At 32.1% G+C, this 15,707-nt stretch carries 16 protein-coding genes; 12 read left to right on the top strand and 4 right to left on the bottom strand.

All coding sequences use genetic code 11. The features are described from left to right. Positions 1-5 precede the first annotated feature (5 nt). Both GBO31_RS05155 and GBO31_RS05150 read right to left on the bottom strand, forming a co-directional pair. On the bottom strand, positions 6-785 hold the full coding sequence (locus GBO31_RS05155; RefSeq protein WP_219007253.1) for a lipopolysaccharide kinase InaA family protein: 780 nt from the start codon (positions 783-785) through the stop codon (positions 6-8). A gap of 8 nt (positions 786-793) precedes the next feature. Then, entirely contained in the window at positions 794-1,438 is a 645-nt protein-coding gene (locus GBO31_RS05150; protein WP_246615769.1) for a class I SAM-dependent methyltransferase, read from the bottom strand. 145 nt (positions 1,439-1,583) lie between these two features. Between GBO31_RS05150 and GBO31_RS05145 the strand changes: the two genes are divergently transcribed. From GBO31_RS05145 to GBO31_RS05105, 9 genes are all read left to right on the top strand, one after another. Continuing rightward, a complete protein-coding gene (locus GBO31_RS05145; protein WP_219007252.1) occupies positions 1,584-2,387 on the top strand; it encodes a glycosyltransferase family 2 protein in 804 nt (267 codons plus the stop codon). A 2-nt stretch (positions 2,388-2,389) separates the two neighbouring features. Beyond that, positions 2,390-3,319 (top strand): glycosyltransferase family 2 protein, encoded by a 930-nt coding sequence (locus GBO31_RS05140; RefSeq protein ID WP_219007251.1) that lies wholly within the window; start codon positions 2,390-2,392, stop codon positions 3,317-3,319. Continuing rightward, positions 3,316-4,302, top strand: a complete 987-nt coding sequence (locus tag GBO31_RS05135) for a glycosyltransferase (protein ID WP_219007250.1) — start codon at positions 3,316-3,318, stop codon at positions 4,300-4,302. The genes GBO31_RS05140 and GBO31_RS05135 overlap by 4 nt, the downstream gene beginning before the upstream one ends. Next, positions 4,302-4,871 carry an L-threonylcarbamoyladenylate synthase gene (locus tag GBO31_RS05130; RefSeq protein ID WP_219007249.1) on the top strand — a complete coding sequence of 190 codons (570 nt, stop codon included), beginning with the start codon at positions 4,302-4,304 and terminating at the stop codon, positions 4,869-4,871. The genes GBO31_RS05135 and GBO31_RS05130 overlap by 1 nt, the downstream gene beginning before the upstream one ends. 102 nt (positions 4,872-4,973) lie before the next feature. Further along, positions 4,974-6,398, top strand: coding sequence for a CCA tRNA nucleotidyltransferase (locus GBO31_RS05125; RefSeq protein WP_219007248.1), 1,425 nt, complete (start codon positions 4,974-4,976; stop codon positions 6,396-6,398). A 39-nt stretch (positions 6,399-6,437) separates the two neighbouring features. Then, a complete protein-coding gene (locus GBO31_RS05120; RefSeq protein WP_219007247.1) occupies positions 6,438-7,478 on the top strand; it encodes a COX15/CtaA family protein in 1,041 nt (346 codons plus the stop codon). 43 nt (positions 7,479-7,521) lie between these two features. Beyond that, complete coding sequence (locus GBO31_RS05115) at positions 7,522-8,031, top strand: plasmid pRiA4b ORF-3 family protein (protein ID WP_219007246.1); 510 nt, start codon at positions 7,522-7,524, stop codon at positions 8,029-8,031. Between the two features lie 73 nt (positions 8,032-8,104). Next, entirely contained in the window at positions 8,105-8,398 is a 294-nt protein-coding gene (locus GBO31_RS05110) for a four helix bundle protein (protein ID WP_219007245.1), read from the top strand. 145 nt (positions 8,399-8,543) lie between these two features. Further along, complete coding sequence (locus GBO31_RS05105) at positions 8,544-9,602, top strand: nucleoid-associated protein (protein WP_219007244.1); 1,059 nt, start codon at positions 8,544-8,546, stop codon at positions 9,600-9,602. Positions 9,603-9,612: 10 nt separating this feature from the next. Here GBO31_RS05105 and GBO31_RS05100 read toward each other — a convergent pair whose 3' ends face one another. Next, positions 9,613-10,305, bottom strand: coding sequence for a hypothetical protein (locus tag GBO31_RS05100; protein ID WP_219007243.1), 693 nt, complete (start codon positions 10,303-10,305; stop codon positions 9,613-9,615). 311 nt (positions 10,306-10,616) lie between these two features. Here GBO31_RS05100 and GBO31_RS05095 point away from each other — a divergent pair, with 311 nt between their 5' ends. Beyond that, the gene (locus GBO31_RS05095) at positions 10,617-12,572 is read left to right on the top strand and encodes a hypothetical protein (protein WP_219007242.1); all 1,956 of its coding nucleotides are present in this window, start codon (positions 10,617-10,619) and stop codon (positions 12,570-12,572) included. Between the two features lie 161 nt (positions 12,573-12,733). Here GBO31_RS05095 and GBO31_RS05090 read toward each other — a convergent pair whose 3' ends face one another. Next, positions 12,734-13,801 carry a hypothetical protein gene (locus tag GBO31_RS05090; protein WP_219007241.1) on the bottom strand — a complete coding sequence of 356 codons (1,068 nt, stop codon included), beginning with the start codon at positions 13,799-13,801 and terminating at the stop codon, positions 12,734-12,736. A gap of 162 nt (positions 13,802-13,963) precedes the next feature. On the opposite strand from GBO31_RS05090, the gene GBO31_RS05085 reads away from it, so the two are divergent. Continuing rightward, positions 13,964-14,863 carry an ABC transporter ATP-binding protein gene (locus tag GBO31_RS05085; RefSeq protein ID WP_219007240.1) on the top strand — a complete coding sequence of 300 codons (900 nt, stop codon included), beginning with the start codon at positions 13,964-13,966 and terminating at the stop codon, positions 14,861-14,863. A gap of 4 nt (positions 14,864-14,867) precedes the next feature. After that, positions 14,868-15,707 carry an ABC transporter permease gene (locus GBO31_RS05080; RefSeq protein ID WP_219007239.1) on the top strand — a complete coding sequence of 280 codons (840 nt, stop codon included), beginning with the start codon at positions 14,868-14,870 and terminating at the stop codon, positions 15,705-15,707.

The following is a 15,707-nucleotide window of genomic DNA, read 5'->3' as shown; positions in this document are numbered from 1 at the left end:
AAAGATTATTCATCTCTATACTTCTTTTTCCAAAAGAAAATTTTTCGTTTTAACCTACGTTTTCCATGATATCGATTTTGAAATTCCTGAGTATACTGCCACATTAACCTGAATATATCCGATTCAGCTTCTCCTGTGCATTTTGCATATTCATTACTCATAACTCGTATCATCGACTCGTGTATTGTTAAACGTGCAAAATTCTTGATTCTGGTTTCAAAATCCATTTCACCAAACTCCATTCTATTTAAATCTACAAGATAAAATTCATATCCTTCCGATGTTCTTTTAATTAAGGTATTTCCCGGTGAATGGTCTAAAAAGTTAACACCATTAATATGCAACTTGTGAGTAAATCTAGTAAAAGCTCTTAGAATACTCTCATGATCAGAAATRTCAAAATCTGTAGTCAATTCTCGATAGGTAAGATCGCAATTTACAAGCTCACTCACATAAAAACTCTTTTTGAACAATAGTGGAGTAGTTCTAATTTCATAAGCGACAGGAAATGGTGTTTTTATTCCTAATTCCAATAACTTATTAGCATACATATATGATCTTTCAGCTTTGGATTTTCGAAAAAACCGATAAGCGATCTGATTAACAATATTTGGTATTTTAAAAGATTTGATCGTTTGTTTTTCATTATTAAGATCTATAATCTTAATAACATTACGTTCTGCATCGCCTAATATTTCCGTGTATTGGTCAAAATTATCAATAGCTTCTTTTACTACTGATTTTAGACTTGCTTTAGAAGGATGTACTACCAATGTTTTCGACATATAATACGCTACATAAATTTGGCAACCGTTGCATATTGAGGATACCTAATATCCATATGCCTAAATAAAACCGGAATATTATATAAAAACGGTCTTATGGATCTACTTTTATTAATTCCTTCATGCTTCAATACAGTATATCCTTCTTCCTCGTACATTCTTTGAATACTCTTACCAGTAAAAAATCTAAAATGTGTTTTATCCATAACTCCATGACCTTCATATTTCCAATCTTTTTGAAACAAAACTTTCAAAAAAGTATCATAGTATCTAACATTAGGGATAGAACTAATCACAACTCCATTTGGATTTAATTTATGTTTCACCTTTCCTAAAACCATATATGGATCCGTTAAATGTTCTAGCACATCATTAAAATAGATAACATCAAAATACTTATCTGGTAATTCATCAAGATAATCCTCACATTTACCTGCAAATACCTTATCCAATTTCGTTTCAGCAATTTTTGCTTCTTCTTCCATATATTCAATACCCCAAACTTCTCCTCCAGTCTTTTGTTTCAATATCTCCGCAAAAGCTCCATTTCCGCAACCGATATCAATAATTTTATTTACATTATCAGGAAGGTATGCAATCATTTCTTGCCTAACATTATCGTAGTACCCTTCAGGTTTATTATCGTAATCCATAAATATAGTATTAGCTGGAGACAAATATATCAATAATGATATTTATAATAAGAAAGACCTTATACTAAGATTATCACTTTATTCATTTTGTATTATAAATATTTCACATTAAAATCCGTTACTTTGTAGCGTAAACAAAATTTAAATGATTACCTATCCAACTTGTTCTTTAGTTACACCCACATATAACTGGCCTGAAGCATTAGAACTATTACTCTTAAGTATAAAAAAACAGACCTACTTACCCAACGAAGTAATTGTTGCTGATGATGGATCCAGAAAAGAGACCACCGAACTCATAGAGAAGATTCAAAAAGATTTTCCAGTTCCACTGCATCATATTTGGCATGAAGACAATAAAAATCAAAAACCAGCAATAATGAACAAGGCAATTGCCAGTGCTAAGTTTGATTATATTATTGAAATTGATGGCGATATTATCATGCATAAAGATTTTGTAAAAGATCACTTATCACTAGCCGAAAAAGGAGTGTTTTTATATGGTAGCCGTGTAAACATACAAGAAGATTATTTAGAAACTTTATTTACTAAAAAACAAACTCATTTTAATTTTTTCTCAAAAGGAATCAAAAAAAGAGGACGTACTTTACGAATTCCTTTTCTAGCAAACAGGTACAAAAAAGAAGACAGACGCTCCTCAAAACTAAGAGGTTGCAATATGTCTTTTTGGAGAGAAGATTTTATAAAAGTCAATGGATTCAATGAATCTCTTACTGGTTGGGGTATTGATGATAGCGAAATGATTCAGCGGTTGATTAATATTGGCATAAAAGGAAAAAGATTAAAATTCAAAGGAATTGTCTATCATATCTATCATCATGAACAAGATAAAAGTCATATCCACTTAAATGAAATAATCGAGAAAGAAACTACTGAAAAAAATATAACCTATATTGAAAAAGGAGTAGATCAATACCTAAAAAGCTAATTATGTTTGATATCTCGATCATTATGATCAACTATAATTCTGAGGATTATACCATCAATTGTTTACAATCAATTTTAAATCATACTTCTAAAGAGTTAACCTGTCAATATATTGTAGTAGATAATGGATCAGAAAAAGAGAGTTATAAAAAAGTTCAAAGTTATATCGAAACCATCAGTAACGAAATTACAATTGAATTAATCAGAAGTAACATTAATACAGGCTTTGGGAGTGGGAACATGATAGGTGTACAAAAAGCTAAAGGAAAATATTTAGCTTTTGTAAATAATGACACGATTCTAGAAAATGACTGTCTTTTATCATTAAAAAACTTTATGGATAAAAGACCTGATGTAGGTGTATGTGGTCCACAAGCTTTTACGCAGGATAAAAAAATCCTACCCACGATAGATCATTTTGCTTCTTTGGGAAGAGAAATTTTTGGAAGAAAAATGTTAGAAACCATAAATCCAAAAAAATATCCTAAGCGAAAAAGATTGTACAACGAACCTCAACAAGGACAATTCGTAGCGGGAAGTTTTATGTTCTTTAGAACTGAAGATTTTAATACTGTTGGAGGTTTTGACACGAATATCTTTTTGTATTATGAAGAAACGGATATTTGTAAAAGGCTTTCCAAAATTAATAAGTCAGCTTATTTAGTCCCAGATGCTTCTTTTGTGCATTACCATGGCGCAAGTACTGAAAAATCTGTAGCTATAAAAACAGAATTAAAAATTTCTCTGTTGTATATAATTAAGAAACATTATGGAATCATCCCTTTTTATGTTTTATTAACGTATTTACAGATTAGATATTTTTTTAGCAGTATTATCAAACCAAAATACTGGAAGCTATTTTATACATTATTGCTGCAAGCTCCGTTAACAAAATCCCTAAAACATCAACAAAAAATTAGACCAATAGTATGAAAGTATTAATTGTTGACAATTCTGGAATTATTCCGGCAACTAACTATGGTGGTATTGAGCGAGTTATTTGGGGACTTGGCAAAGAATTATCTAAATTAGGTCATGAAGTTGTTTATTTAGTTAAACCAGGATCTACATCTGATTTTGCGAAAGTATTACCACTAGATCCAAATAGAGATTTAATTTCTCAAATACCAGATGACATTGACATTGCGCATTTCAGCCATACTCCACTCTATCCGGTTAATAAACCTTTTATTGTTACCATCCATACAAATCCTCCAACAGACGAAGTATTAGATATCAACACGGTTTTTATTTCAAAAAATCATGCAAAACGTTTCGGATCTTCAACCTATGTGTATAATGGTTTGGATTGGGATGATTATCCAAATCCTGATTTAGATAAGAAAAGAACCTACTTACATTTTTTAGGAAAAGCAGCATGGAAAATTAAAAACGTATTTGGTGCAGCAAAAATAGCACTAGATTCAGGGAATAGCTTACATATTTTAGGTGGAGAAAAATGGACTTTTAGAAATTTTAAAAGAGGCTTAAAGTACACACTAAACCCTAAAATAATCTTTAGAGGAATGGTGAACAATCAGACTAAAATGGATATTATTCAATATTCAAAAGGATTAGTTTTTCCTGTAATATGGCATGAACCATTTGGATTAGCCATTGTAGAGAGTATGTATGCAGGTTGTGCAGTCTTTGGAACTAAAAATGGTTCTTTACCAGAATTAATAACTCCAGAAGTTGGGTATACGGGAAATAACGCTCAAGAAATTGCTAAAGGGATTAAAGAATTTGAGTATAATCCAAAAAAGTGCCATGAATATGCAGTAAAGCACTTCAATTCTAAAGTGATGACAGCTTCTTATGTAAAACTATATGAAAAGGTGATTGCAGGAGAAACTATAAATGATGAAATTCCTAAGTATATTGAATCGGAAAATATAATTCCAAAATTTAGTTAATGGAAAATCAAAAAATAGAAATAGAAAAAACCATAGACATCCTCAAAAAAGGAGGGCTTATTTTATATCCTACAGATACTGTTTGGGGAATTGGTTGTGATGCTACAAATGCTGATGCTGTAGATAAAATCTACGCACTCAAAAAAAGAGCTGATAGTAAAGCATTGTTATGCCTGGTTAGTGATTTTAAGATGTTGCAACAATATGTTGAAGAAGTTCCTGAGGTAGCTTATGATATATTAAAATATGCTACCAAAGCTACTACTATTATTTATGACAGACCATTACGAGTTGCTGAGAATTTAATAGCAGAAGATAATACTTTGGGGATTAGAGTTGCTAGAGACCCCTTCTGTGGAAAATTAATACGAAAGTTTAAACGCCCTATTGTTTCTACTTCTGCAAATATTAGTGGAAAACCAACTCCACGAAACTTACAAGAAATGAGCAAAGAGATTTTGGAAGGCGTTGACTATGTTGTAAATTTGCCCTTGCAAAATAAAGATGCAAAACCTTCATCAATAATTAAGATTGGAGGAAATAGCACCGTTAAGATTATACGAAAATAAATTACCTCAGCATAAGCGCATGAGGCATTGATTATAAAATAATTTTTGATTTCGAGATCACCCTCGAAACTTTAAAATCTCGATTATCGAGTACATTGATTCATGTCGGAAGAGAATAATTATAAAGAAGCATTACAACATGCTGTTTTTAATACCATAACCCAAGCTGCATCAAATCTTGAATTGGATAGTTATGTAATTGGAGGGTTTGTTAGAGATTATATTTTACAAAGAGGTTCTGCAAAAGATATTGATATTGTTGCTGTTGGTAGTGGTATCAATCTAGCTAAAGAAGTTTCAAAACTACTTCCTAATCAACCAAAAATTCAAGTTTTTAAAACCTATGGAACGGCTATGCTTAAAGCCGGTGATATTGAGGTTGAGTTTGTTGGAGCCAGAAAAGAATCTTATCAAGAAAATAGCCGAAATCCAATTGTAGAAAACGGAACTTTGCAGGATGATCAAAACAGGCGAGATTTTACCATCAATGCTTTGGCTTTAAGTCTTTCTAAAGATAATTTTGGTAATATTCTGGATCCTTTTAATGGATTGGAAGATCTAAGAGCTAAGATAATACGAACACCTCTAGATCCCGATATTACTTACTCTGATGATCCATTGAGGATGATGCGAGCTATTCGTTTTGCTACCCAACTGAATTTTAAAATAGAAGAACGTTCTTTAAAAGCAATCACCAAAAACAAAGATCGTATCACGATAATTACTAAGGAACGTATCGTAGATGAACTGCATAAAATTCTTCTTAGCGAAAAACCATCTGTCGGTTTTTTACTTTTAGAAAAAACAGGATTATTACCTTATATACTTCCCGAATTATTGGCGTTAAAAGGTATTGATGAAGTTGAAGGGCAACGCCATAAGGACAATTTTTATCATACGCTGGAAGTAGTTGATAATATAGCAGAAAACACAGATGATCTATGGTTGCGATGGGCAGCCTTATTACACGATATTGGTAAAGCTCCCACGAAAAGATTTAGCAAAAAAGTAGGATGGACTTTTCACGGTCATGAGTTTGTAGGTTCTAAAATGGTATTTAAATTATTTAAACGTCTAAAAATGCCATTGAATGACAAAATGAAATTTGTGCAGAAAATGGTATTGATGAGTTCTCGACCGATTGTGATAGCGTCGGATGTAACAGATTCAGCAGTACGAAGGTTGGTTTTTGATGCTGGCGATTATATTGATGAATTAATGACACTTTGCGAAGCGGACATTACCACTAAAAATCCAAAACGCTTTAAAAAATATCATAATAACTTTAAGATCGTTCGCAAAAAAATGGTAGAAGTTGAAGAGAGAGATCATATTCGAAACTTTCAGCCGCCAGTAAGTGGAGAAGAAATTATGGAAACTTTTAATATCAAACCTTCACGAGAGATTGGTATCATAAAAGAAGCAATCAAAGAAGCAATTTTAGAAGGAGATATTCCGAATGAACATGAAGCAGCATATCAATTCATGATAAAAAAAGGAGAAGAATTAGGGTTAAAAAGTTCTTAGATACTTAAAACCTTTAAAACTTAGATTCTCAATATTAATATGAAAAAATATTTTAGATCACTTGTTATTACATCGGTTATACTTATATATTTAATAATTATTGCTGGTGCAGTAGTACGAATGACTGGTTCTGGAATGGGATGTCCTGATTGGCCTAAGTGTTTTGGGTATTACATTCCTCCTACCGAAGAAAGTCAAATACAATGGAAACCAAATCATGAGTATGAAAAAGGATTTATCGTCATTATAAATGATGAACTAAGAATAGCGACAAAAGATTTCACTTCCTCAACTAACTATGAAACGACTAATTGGAAACCATATACAAAACATGATTATGCGAAATTTAACGTATGGCACACATGGATTGAGTATATCAATAGATTGGTCACAGTAGTTTCAGGAATCCCCATTCTTCTAATGTTTATTGTATCTCTTTGGTTTTGGAAAGAAAAAAGAAAAATACCACTCTATGCAGGGCTCACCATTATAGCAATGGCATTTCAGGCTTGGTTAGGTAAAATAGTAGTAGACTCTAACCTTCTTCCACTCAGAATTACGGTTCATATGCTTGTTGCCTTTATAATTCTTGCCATATTACTGTATATATTATTCCTAACTAAAGATCGAAATCAAGTATTCAAAATTAGTCCTGCTTTTAAAAACATATTATTATTTTCAGCAATACTCACGTTAGTTCAAGTTGCATTGGGAACTCAAGTAAGACAGTATGTTGATGAGCAAGTAAAAATTGTTGGTGAACTGGCTAAATCCGAATGGTTAAACCCTCCAACGGTGAATTTTTATATCCATAGATCATTTTCTATAATAATTGTAGTAATTAATTTATGGTTGTTATGGTACAATCGTAAAATGCAATTAGGTATATCTAAATTAAATTGGGTAATTGCGCTCATCGGTTTAGAGGCTCTAACTGGAATTTTGATGTATTATTTTGATTTTCCTTTCCTTTCTCAACCATTGCATTTAGTAATATCGTCTTTACTATTTGGTGTTCAATTTTATATACTATTAGAGGTATTCAAAAAAAAGGGATTGAACACTGAAAATTTAAAATAGTCGCAAACAAGTTTGTATCTTTGCCAATCCAAATTAAGCAAGAATGGTTTACCGTTTCAGAATTATCTTAGATACCGAAGAAGATGTATTTAGAGATATAGAAATCGAACAAGACGCTACCTTAGAGCAATTTCATAATGTAATCAACCAATCTTTTGGTTTTGATGGTATGGAAATGGCATCTTTCTATGTTAGTGATGAGCAATGGAATCAAGGAGAAGAGATCTCTCTTTTTGATATGAGTGATGGTAATCAGCCTGTACGATTAATGAATGAAACAACATTAATCGATGTTGTTCATGAAGCTTCTCCTCGATTAATTTACATCTATGATTTCTTAAGCATGTGGACATTTCTAGTAGAACTTGCTGAAATCGCGGAATATGAAAATGGTAGAGAATATCCTAATGTAATGTTTGTGCACGGACAGATCCCGGATAATGCTCCTGATAAAGAATTTAAAGCTGACGATTTAGACCAAGGAAATGAAGGCGACAGTTTTCTAGATCTTGATGATTACGATGAATTAGGATTTGATGAGCACTGGAATTAAATCTTAAGTATTAAAGTTTCAAAGATCCTAAGGTACAAAGTTATAAAGCTCCAATATTTAACTATAACATTTAATGAGCACTTTTAGAGACCTAAAAATTTGGCAAAAATCAATAGTTTTAGTAACTAATATTTATGAGAAAACCAAATCATTTCCAATAGAAGAGTTATATGGATTGACTTCTCAAGTAAGAAGAGCATCCATCTCAATACCCAGTAATATTGCCGAAGGTTATGGTAGAGAGAGTAAAAAAGAATATATTCGATTTCTAAACATTGCAATTAGTTCATTATTTGAAGTCCAGACACAATTAGAAATTGGAAAAAATCTTTCTTTCTTAAAAGAAAATGATTTTAATTTATTGTAAGAAAACACTAGAGAAATAGAGCGTATGCTTTCAAGTTATATTAGAAAAATTAAAGATTCATAAATAATTTTGGAACTTGCTCTTTAAGACTTTTTAATCTTTGGCACTGTACTTCTTAGTAACTTTGTCACTTTAAAACAAAAAAATGATCAATTTATATAGCACTCAAATTGAATCACTATCGATTCACAAAATTGGGAACAAAAGTAGAAATGAAAATATTTTTCTTTCCGATACTCCTTATGCTCTTAACGACGAGTTAACAGCTTTATTAAAGGAGTATTTTTTCAAGCCATTTAGAGAAAAAGAAGAAAACTACTTTCAATTTACCAATGAAGTTGATGTAGAGTTCAATCCGCTGTATAAAATTGTTACGGAGATATTTAATAATCCGTCTTCGGTACATGAGAAGTCTAAACGAATCGCCTCTCTTTTATATGAGCAATCACAACACCCTCATATTAAAAGTGGTGAAGTATATGTGGTCTTTTTAGACAATCTTTCAATCGATAATGAAAAAACAAATGCGGTTGGTATTTTTAAATCAGAATTAAAATATGATTTTCTTCAGTTCGAAGAGAAAGGAACTAATATAGAACTCTTACATCAGCAAGGTGTAAATCTTAATAAATTAGACAAAGGGTGTTTAATTTTTAATCATAAACAAGAAGAAGGTTATAAAATTCTTTCTGTAGATTCTAACCGTTATGATACTAAATATTGGTTAGAGCATTTCTTAGGAGTTGAGGCATTTGCAGATGAAAATTTCTATACCAAAAAGTACATGAAATTCTGCCAAGACTTTGCCAAAGATGTGGTATTACCAGCCGAAGATAAAAAAGAGGAAGTGATGTTTATGAATCGTGCAGTAAATCACTTTGCAAAAAATGATACTTTCGAAGAATCTGCTTTTCTAAATGAAGTAATCGACAATCCTGATCTGATTCCTGAGTTCAAACATTATAAAACTGAAAAAGCTCCTAAGTATCATATCGAAGATCTTACCGAATTTCCTATTGCTAATACAGCGGTATCTGCGGCAAGAAAAAAGATCAAAAACACCATTAATTTAGATACCAATATTCAAATTAAAATGGACTTTATCAATCCTGAATCTGCAGAAAAATTTGTAGAAAAAGGTTGGGATGAAGAAAAACAAATGTACTATTACTTAGTATACTTTAATAAAGAACAAAAAGACTAGTGTAGACCTATTATTTCTGACCGGCAAGGTTAAAAAGAAGATTAGTATTCATTTCAGTGATACTACCATTAGAATTTTGTTTAAAATTACTCAAGTATATTTTTTCAAAATCTTCATTAATAGGTTTGGGTAGTTCCATAATAGTATCTGCAACCTTCCTATTTTGATAATAAATCAAAGGAGTTAGGGTAAGAACAGAATCTTTTTCCATATAGCTACCTGTGGTTTTTGTGATTAGCTTTCCATAAGATCCATAATCCTCATAAGTAAATATGTTGGCATATAGATCTAATGATTTATAACCATTGTCTTTTGTATGCAAAAAGCACTTTTTGATGTGGTCAAATCCTGATTTATTAGATACATTATGATAATAGCGAATCGGATCTGTTCTTTGTGGATCGTTTACACTATATCGAATTAATAAAGAATCTCCAATTTTCTGAAATTGCCATGATCTTTCTACTCTATGTTTCGAAACATACACTACATCATCTATACGATAGACAAAATGAACGATTTGGTCAAGTGAATAATCATAATCCAGAAACAAAGGATCTACTAATTTTGATTGAAATACAATTGCTTTGACTTCTCCTGTTCTTTCGAAAGGATAAAAGGTAGGAATTGTAAAATAATGATACCCCCAAATAATAGTACAGAATAACAACAAACCACCAAATGCCCAAGGATTTATTTTCATACACTGAAGCTTTATATATAAGTATCTATTATAGTAGTATTGTTACGAGATTGAACATTTTATTATTAACTTCCTAGATCAAAATCCGAACACCCAACACCCAACACCCGACACCCAACACCCGACACCCGACACCTGACGCCCGACACCCAAAACTATCAATCAATCATCAAAGACCACCACTCTTTCCTCCTTCTTTTTAGAAAAATGAAAAAAACTTGATTTTCCATAGTAACATTTGGTTATGATATGACACATACCTAAAAGCATCATATTTTTTGGAATTGAAATGTTCCTAATAAAAATAAAAAATGAGGAAAAATTTAATACTGTTCATATTAATTATTGGAGCTATTTATGGCTCGAAAGCTCAAACACAAACCCAAGATTTAAATATGGGGTTACATCAGTTACAATTTCCAAGTGCCAATGGAGGTTTCAACAGAATCCACAGTTTTGGTGGCACATTCCCGGGAAAATGGTTATTTAAATCTCGTTTCGATGATATCTACTTAGATGCCGGAGAAAATTCTGGTAATAGATATAGAATTCTCTTTTTGAGTGGTGGAATAGAAAGGGCACGAATAAATGGCGATGGTAAATTTGGAATAGGAACCGCAAATCCTACCGAAAAACTACATGTAGAAGGATCTTTACTACTAGATGCTTATCAATCAGGAAATCAAAGAGGGCTTTTCTTTAGAGAAGGGTTTTCAACAACTAATAAGTATAACTTATCCATTTTAACATATGATGATGGAGATAATAGTCCAGATGCATTAGATATCAATGCCTATGACGGGATTTACTTTAATACAGGATCTAATAGCAGAAATCCAAGAATGACCATTAAAGGAAATGGAAATGTTGGTATTGGAACAACTAACCCTACAGCCAAATTATATGTGGTAGGTAACTTAAATACTACAGATCATATCAATGCGAATCAATACATCAGTGTTTCAAAAGGAGGAAGCGCTAGAGTAGCAATGAATGGTCAAGGACATGGTTATATTACTGGTAGGAATGATAGTGTTGAAAATAAGTTTCTAATTCATTCTAATGGTAGTTCATGGTTTAATGGCGGTAATGTCGGTATTGGTACAACCAATCCTACTAACCTTCTAACCTTAGAAAAAAATCAAAATGGTTCAACTTTTATAGAAGTAAACAATAGTAATAGTGGAAATTCTGCCAGACGTGGAATTACAATAGGAAATGGAACACCTGGAAATTCAGTTTATCTTTTATCTACATCTCCAAACTATAACCAAGTAAATACTTGGGCAAATGCAGGAGTTTTAGCGACAGATAGTCAATTATCAAATGGTCTAATTCTAAGATCAGCTTCTGGCAAAATTAGATTTCAACCTAACGGTATTAGTGATAAAATTGTTTTCGATCAAAATGGAAATGTTGGTATTGGCACAACCAATCCCGAAGGGAAACTTCAGGTAAAAGATTTAAATACTACCCCTATCGTTAATATTACTGGTAAAGCTCCAAACACCGGAAATGATGAACTGGTTTCAGAAATACGTTTAAGTAATTTATATGATAATTTACCTGGTCATAGAGCTTCTATAAAAGCAATATCTGATAAATCGGGTTCTCATGGAAATGTTGCATTTCAATTTAGTACTAGCCTTTGGGATGGTAATCATTCAGAGATCAATGCTCTTAGAATTGCTTCTGATGGTAATGTTGGTATTGGAACCACAAATCCAGATGCTAAGCTAAGAGTACAAGGAACACATTCATTAGGGAGGTTCTACACTGATACAGATGGAAGATTTGAAATTCAAGCGACACGTTCTAGCTCAACTGCCTTAAATTCGGATTTAGTACTATCTTCACAACAGCATATAGTTCTAGACCCTAATAGACACGGTACCACTGGTAATGTTGGTATTGGAACATACACTCCTGATGCTAAACTTGCCGTAAACGGAAATATCCATACTAAAGAAGTAAAAGTAGATTTAGTAGGATGGCCAGATTATGTGTTTGAAGAGGATTATCATTTACCTACGCTACAAGAAGTAGAGCAACATATAACAGAAAAAGGACATTTAGAAAACATCCCTTCTGCTGCGGAAGTAGCAGAAAATGGAGTTCAATTAGGAGAAATGAATAAAAAGTTACTCGAAAAAATCGAACAGCTAACACTTTATATGATTGAACAGAACAAAAAGACCGATTTATTGTTGAATGAAGTAGAAGCACTTAAAAAGAAAAATGCAGCACTAGAAGCAAGATTAAAATAGACAGAAGCTAATTGTTGGGTGACTGATGTCAGGAGTTAATACATAATTACATTTCTGACATCAGTCTTCTGGCCTCAAAAACCTAATAACAAACATCTGATTCCAATACCCGAAACCTGACACCCAAAACCTGACACCAGATACATCATACCCAATACCTATCACCTCTCTAACAGTCGATTCATATTTACATTTTCATAATTACGTCTTACAAAATCTAATGCAGTTTTCAGTACTTCACCCATAGATTTACTTCTGCGAAATTTAAGATCTAAAGTGAAATTATAAAGATGCTCTCGTAATTCTTTTAAATGTTCTTCTGTAGAAATTGTATCCGCACACATACATTTAATTAAGGTTTCATAACGTGATCTAGAATTCAATATTCTTTTAGCCAAAACAGAACGTTCTTCTTTCTTGTATTGTTCTATAGAACTAGCCTGCAATCTATTCAAAACTATATCCACCATATCAAAGTTCTCTTTAAAGAATTGCGGTTGATAAACTTTCAATTTCCCTTCAAAACATTGCTGATCAAAATCTATGGCTCTAATTCGATACTGCACATGATCAAAATCATGAATCGGAATAATGACATAATTATAGGATCGCATATCACCCAATAATCGCATTTGACAACGTTCATTGAATTTTACAAACTCCTTAGCAATCTGAGCTTTTGCCTGATCACTAAGATCCGGTAAAAAATCTTTTATAAAAACGTCTCCCGGAATTCCAGCAATATGTTCTTCGATCAAAGTGTTTTTATACACCAAAAAGTTAATCCTGTTAGGAGAAAACATATGTTCTAATTCCAATCCGTAGATACGAGAAGCATCTGCTTTTTTTACATAAATATACGTGTAGTTATCATTTAAAATATTTCGAACACGTACTCTAAAGGGTTTAGAATTTCCAAACGTACAGTAATCAATAGCATCTATATTCAAAAACTCAATTGCATCTTCATTACCATCAGAATGTAGTATGGTATATACCTTTTTTAAACTGGATTCAATTTCTGGTCGTTCGTGTTCCTCATAATACACTCGAACCCATAACGTATCTTCATCATTACTATCATACACCACAATCGAACCAGAAAATCGTAATAAATCATCATAAAATACAGGTATTTTGATTTTACGATTGCATTCCTTTAAATAACTATCTAAACTATCATTTATAGGATAGGTAGGTTTCTTTTTAGACATTAACTTCTCATCCATATACAACTACTTTCTGATGGCAATTTACAAAAGAAACAAGCTCAAACAACCATATTATACCATTCATTACTTGTCAAAAAGGTCTTATCGATATATTTTTTATTGTAACAAAATCTCATAGTAGTCGTCTAGTTTAATATAACCACCAAAAAATAATCGCAATTGGAAACCATTCTAACTTTAAAGAATCTTACGAAAAGATTCGGAGGTATTACAGCTGTTAATGATCTCTCCTTTACCATAAAAAAAGGAAATGTATACGGTATTTTAGGGCCTAATGGAAGTGGTAAATCAACTACTTTAGGTATTGTTTTGAATGTAGTGAATAGAACCTCAGGAGATTTTACTTGGTTCGACGGATCTACTTCTACACATGAAGCACTTAAAAAAGTAGGTGCCATTATCGAGCGTCCGAATTTCTATCCGTATATGACTGCAGCTCAAAATCTAAAGCTTGTATGCCAGATAAAGGATGTTCCTGCAGACAAAATCGAAGAAAAACTTGAATTAGTAGGTCTTTTAGAACGGAAAGACAGTAAGTTTCGCACCTTCTCCTTAGGTATGAAACAGCGATTAGCTATAGCCTCTGCTCTATTAAATGATCCCGAAATTCTAATTCTTGATGAACCTACCAATGGATTAGATCCACAAGGAATACATCAGATTAGAGAAATCATTAAAGTAATTGCTTCTCAAGGAACTACCATCCTTCTCGCTTCTCACTTATTAGATGAAGTAGAAAAAGTGTGTAGTCATGTGGTGATTATCCGTAAAGGAGTTAAGCTATACTCTGGTCCTGTAGATGAAATGAATGCGAGTCATGGTTTCTTTGAATTAAATAGTAATCAAAACAGTGAATTAAAAAAGTGGTTATCTGAACAAGATACTTTTGGAAATTTAAAAGAAGAAGACAACAAAATTATTGCCTTCCTAAATCGTGAATTAGATGCTGAAAGTTTAAACAAGCAATTACAGGAAGCTGGAATTACGCTTACCCATCTTGTAAAACGAAAAGAAAGTCTAGAAGAACAATTCTTACAATTAACCAACAATTTAAACTAAAGCAATGTTACGATTACTCAATATAGAATTTCAAAAATTACGATACAACAGGTCAGCTAAGGTTCTGACGATTACCTATTTCGTTCTAATTACATTAATTTCGCTGATAGCCTCCTATGAATTTAGTTTTGGAGGAGTTAATTTTAGATTAGCTGATCAAGGAATATTTAATTTTCCTTATATCTGGCACTTCAATGCTTGGATCGCTGCCTGGTTAAAACTTTTCTTAGCAATTGTCATTGTATCCATAATGGCCAATGAATATTCGAATAGAACCTTAAAACAAAACCTTATTGATGGATTGAGTAAAAAGGAGTTTTTAGCCTCTAAATTTCTCACAGTGGTTCTCTTTTCTTTAGTATCTACGGTATTCCTATTCGTTGTATCCCTGATACTAGGATTAATATTTTCTGATTATACGGAAGTTTCTATCGTATTTTCTGATCTGGAGTTTATTTTGGCATATTTCTTAAAGCTTGTTGGGTTCTTTTCATTCTGTATGTTTTTAGGAATCCTTATCAAAAGATCTGCATTTGCCTTGGGATTCTTGATTTTCTGGCAGCTTATTGAAGGTGCGTTCAGACTATTTTCTGGATTAATAAAATGGAAATTTGATTCCGATATTGTAGATAAGATTATACCATTTTTACCTTTAGATAGTATGTCTAATCTTATTAATGAACCCATAACAAGACTTAACTTTATACAATCCGCAGCAAATCAATTAGGAGAGAACTTCCAAAGAGACTATGCGGTACATTGGTATGAAATATTAATTGTATTAGTTTGGACGGCTATATTTGTAAGACTTTCATATTATCTTCTTAAAAAGAGAGATTTGTAA

Origin of the sequence: Aquimarina litoralis, assembly GCF_019295435.1 — a bacterium.
Classification (GTDB): Bacteria; Bacteroidota; Bacteroidia; order Flavobacteriales; family Flavobacteriaceae; genus Aquimarina; species Aquimarina litoralis_A.
The sequence above is the reverse complement of the archived record's forward strand: the minus strand, read 5'-3'. Positions and strand labels throughout refer to the sequence as shown.

Excerpts from the sequence above, each read along its gene's own strand:
- GBO31_RS05125 (WP_219007248.1), top strand. The coding sequence starts at position 4,974 with ATGTCGGAAGAGAATAATTATAAAGAAGCATTACAACATGCTGTTTTT.
- GBO31_RS05090 (WP_219007241.1), bottom strand. The coding sequence starts at position 13,801 with ATGGATGAGAAGTTAATGTCTAAAAAGAAACCTACCTATCCTATAAAT.
- GBO31_RS05105 (WP_219007244.1), top strand. The coding sequence starts at position 8,544 with ATGATCAATTTATATAGCACTCAAATTGAATCACTATCGATTCACAAA.
- GBO31_RS05140 (WP_219007251.1), top strand. The coding sequence starts at position 2,390 with ATGTTTGATATCTCGATCATTATGATCAACTATAATTCTGAGGATTAT.
- GBO31_RS05110 (WP_219007245.1), top strand. The coding sequence starts at position 8,105 with ATGAGCACTTTTAGAGACCTAAAAATTTGGCAAAAATCAATAGTTTTA.
- GBO31_RS05120 (WP_219007247.1), top strand. The coding sequence starts at position 6,438 with ATGAAAAAATATTTTAGATCACTTGTTATTACATCGGTTATACTTATA.
- GBO31_RS05080 (WP_219007239.1), top strand. The coding sequence starts at position 14,868 with ATGTTACGATTACTCAATATAGAATTTCAAAAATTACGATACAACAGG.
- GBO31_RS05145 (WP_219007252.1), top strand. The coding sequence starts at position 1,584 with ATGATTACCTATCCAACTTGTTCTTTAGTTACACCCACATATAACTGG.
- GBO31_RS05115 (WP_219007246.1), top strand. The coding sequence starts at position 7,522 with ATGGTTTACCGTTTCAGAATTATCTTAGATACCGAAGAAGATGTATTT.
- GBO31_RS05095 (WP_219007242.1), top strand. The coding sequence starts at position 10,617 with ATGAGGAAAAATTTAATACTGTTCATATTAATTATTGGAGCTATTTAT.
- GBO31_RS05135 (WP_219007250.1), top strand. The coding sequence starts at position 3,316 with ATGAAAGTATTAATTGTTGACAATTCTGGAATTATTCCGGCAACTAAC.
- GBO31_RS05150 (WP_246615769.1), bottom strand. The coding sequence starts at position 1,438 with ATGGATTACGATAATAAACCTGAAGGGTACTACGATAATGTTAGGCAA.
- GBO31_RS05130 (WP_219007249.1), top strand. The coding sequence starts at position 4,302 with ATGGAAAATCAAAAAATAGAAATAGAAAAAACCATAGACATCCTCAAA.
- GBO31_RS05100 (WP_219007243.1), bottom strand. The coding sequence starts at position 10,305 with ATGAAAATAAATCCTTGGGCATTTGGTGGTTTGTTGTTATTCTGTACT.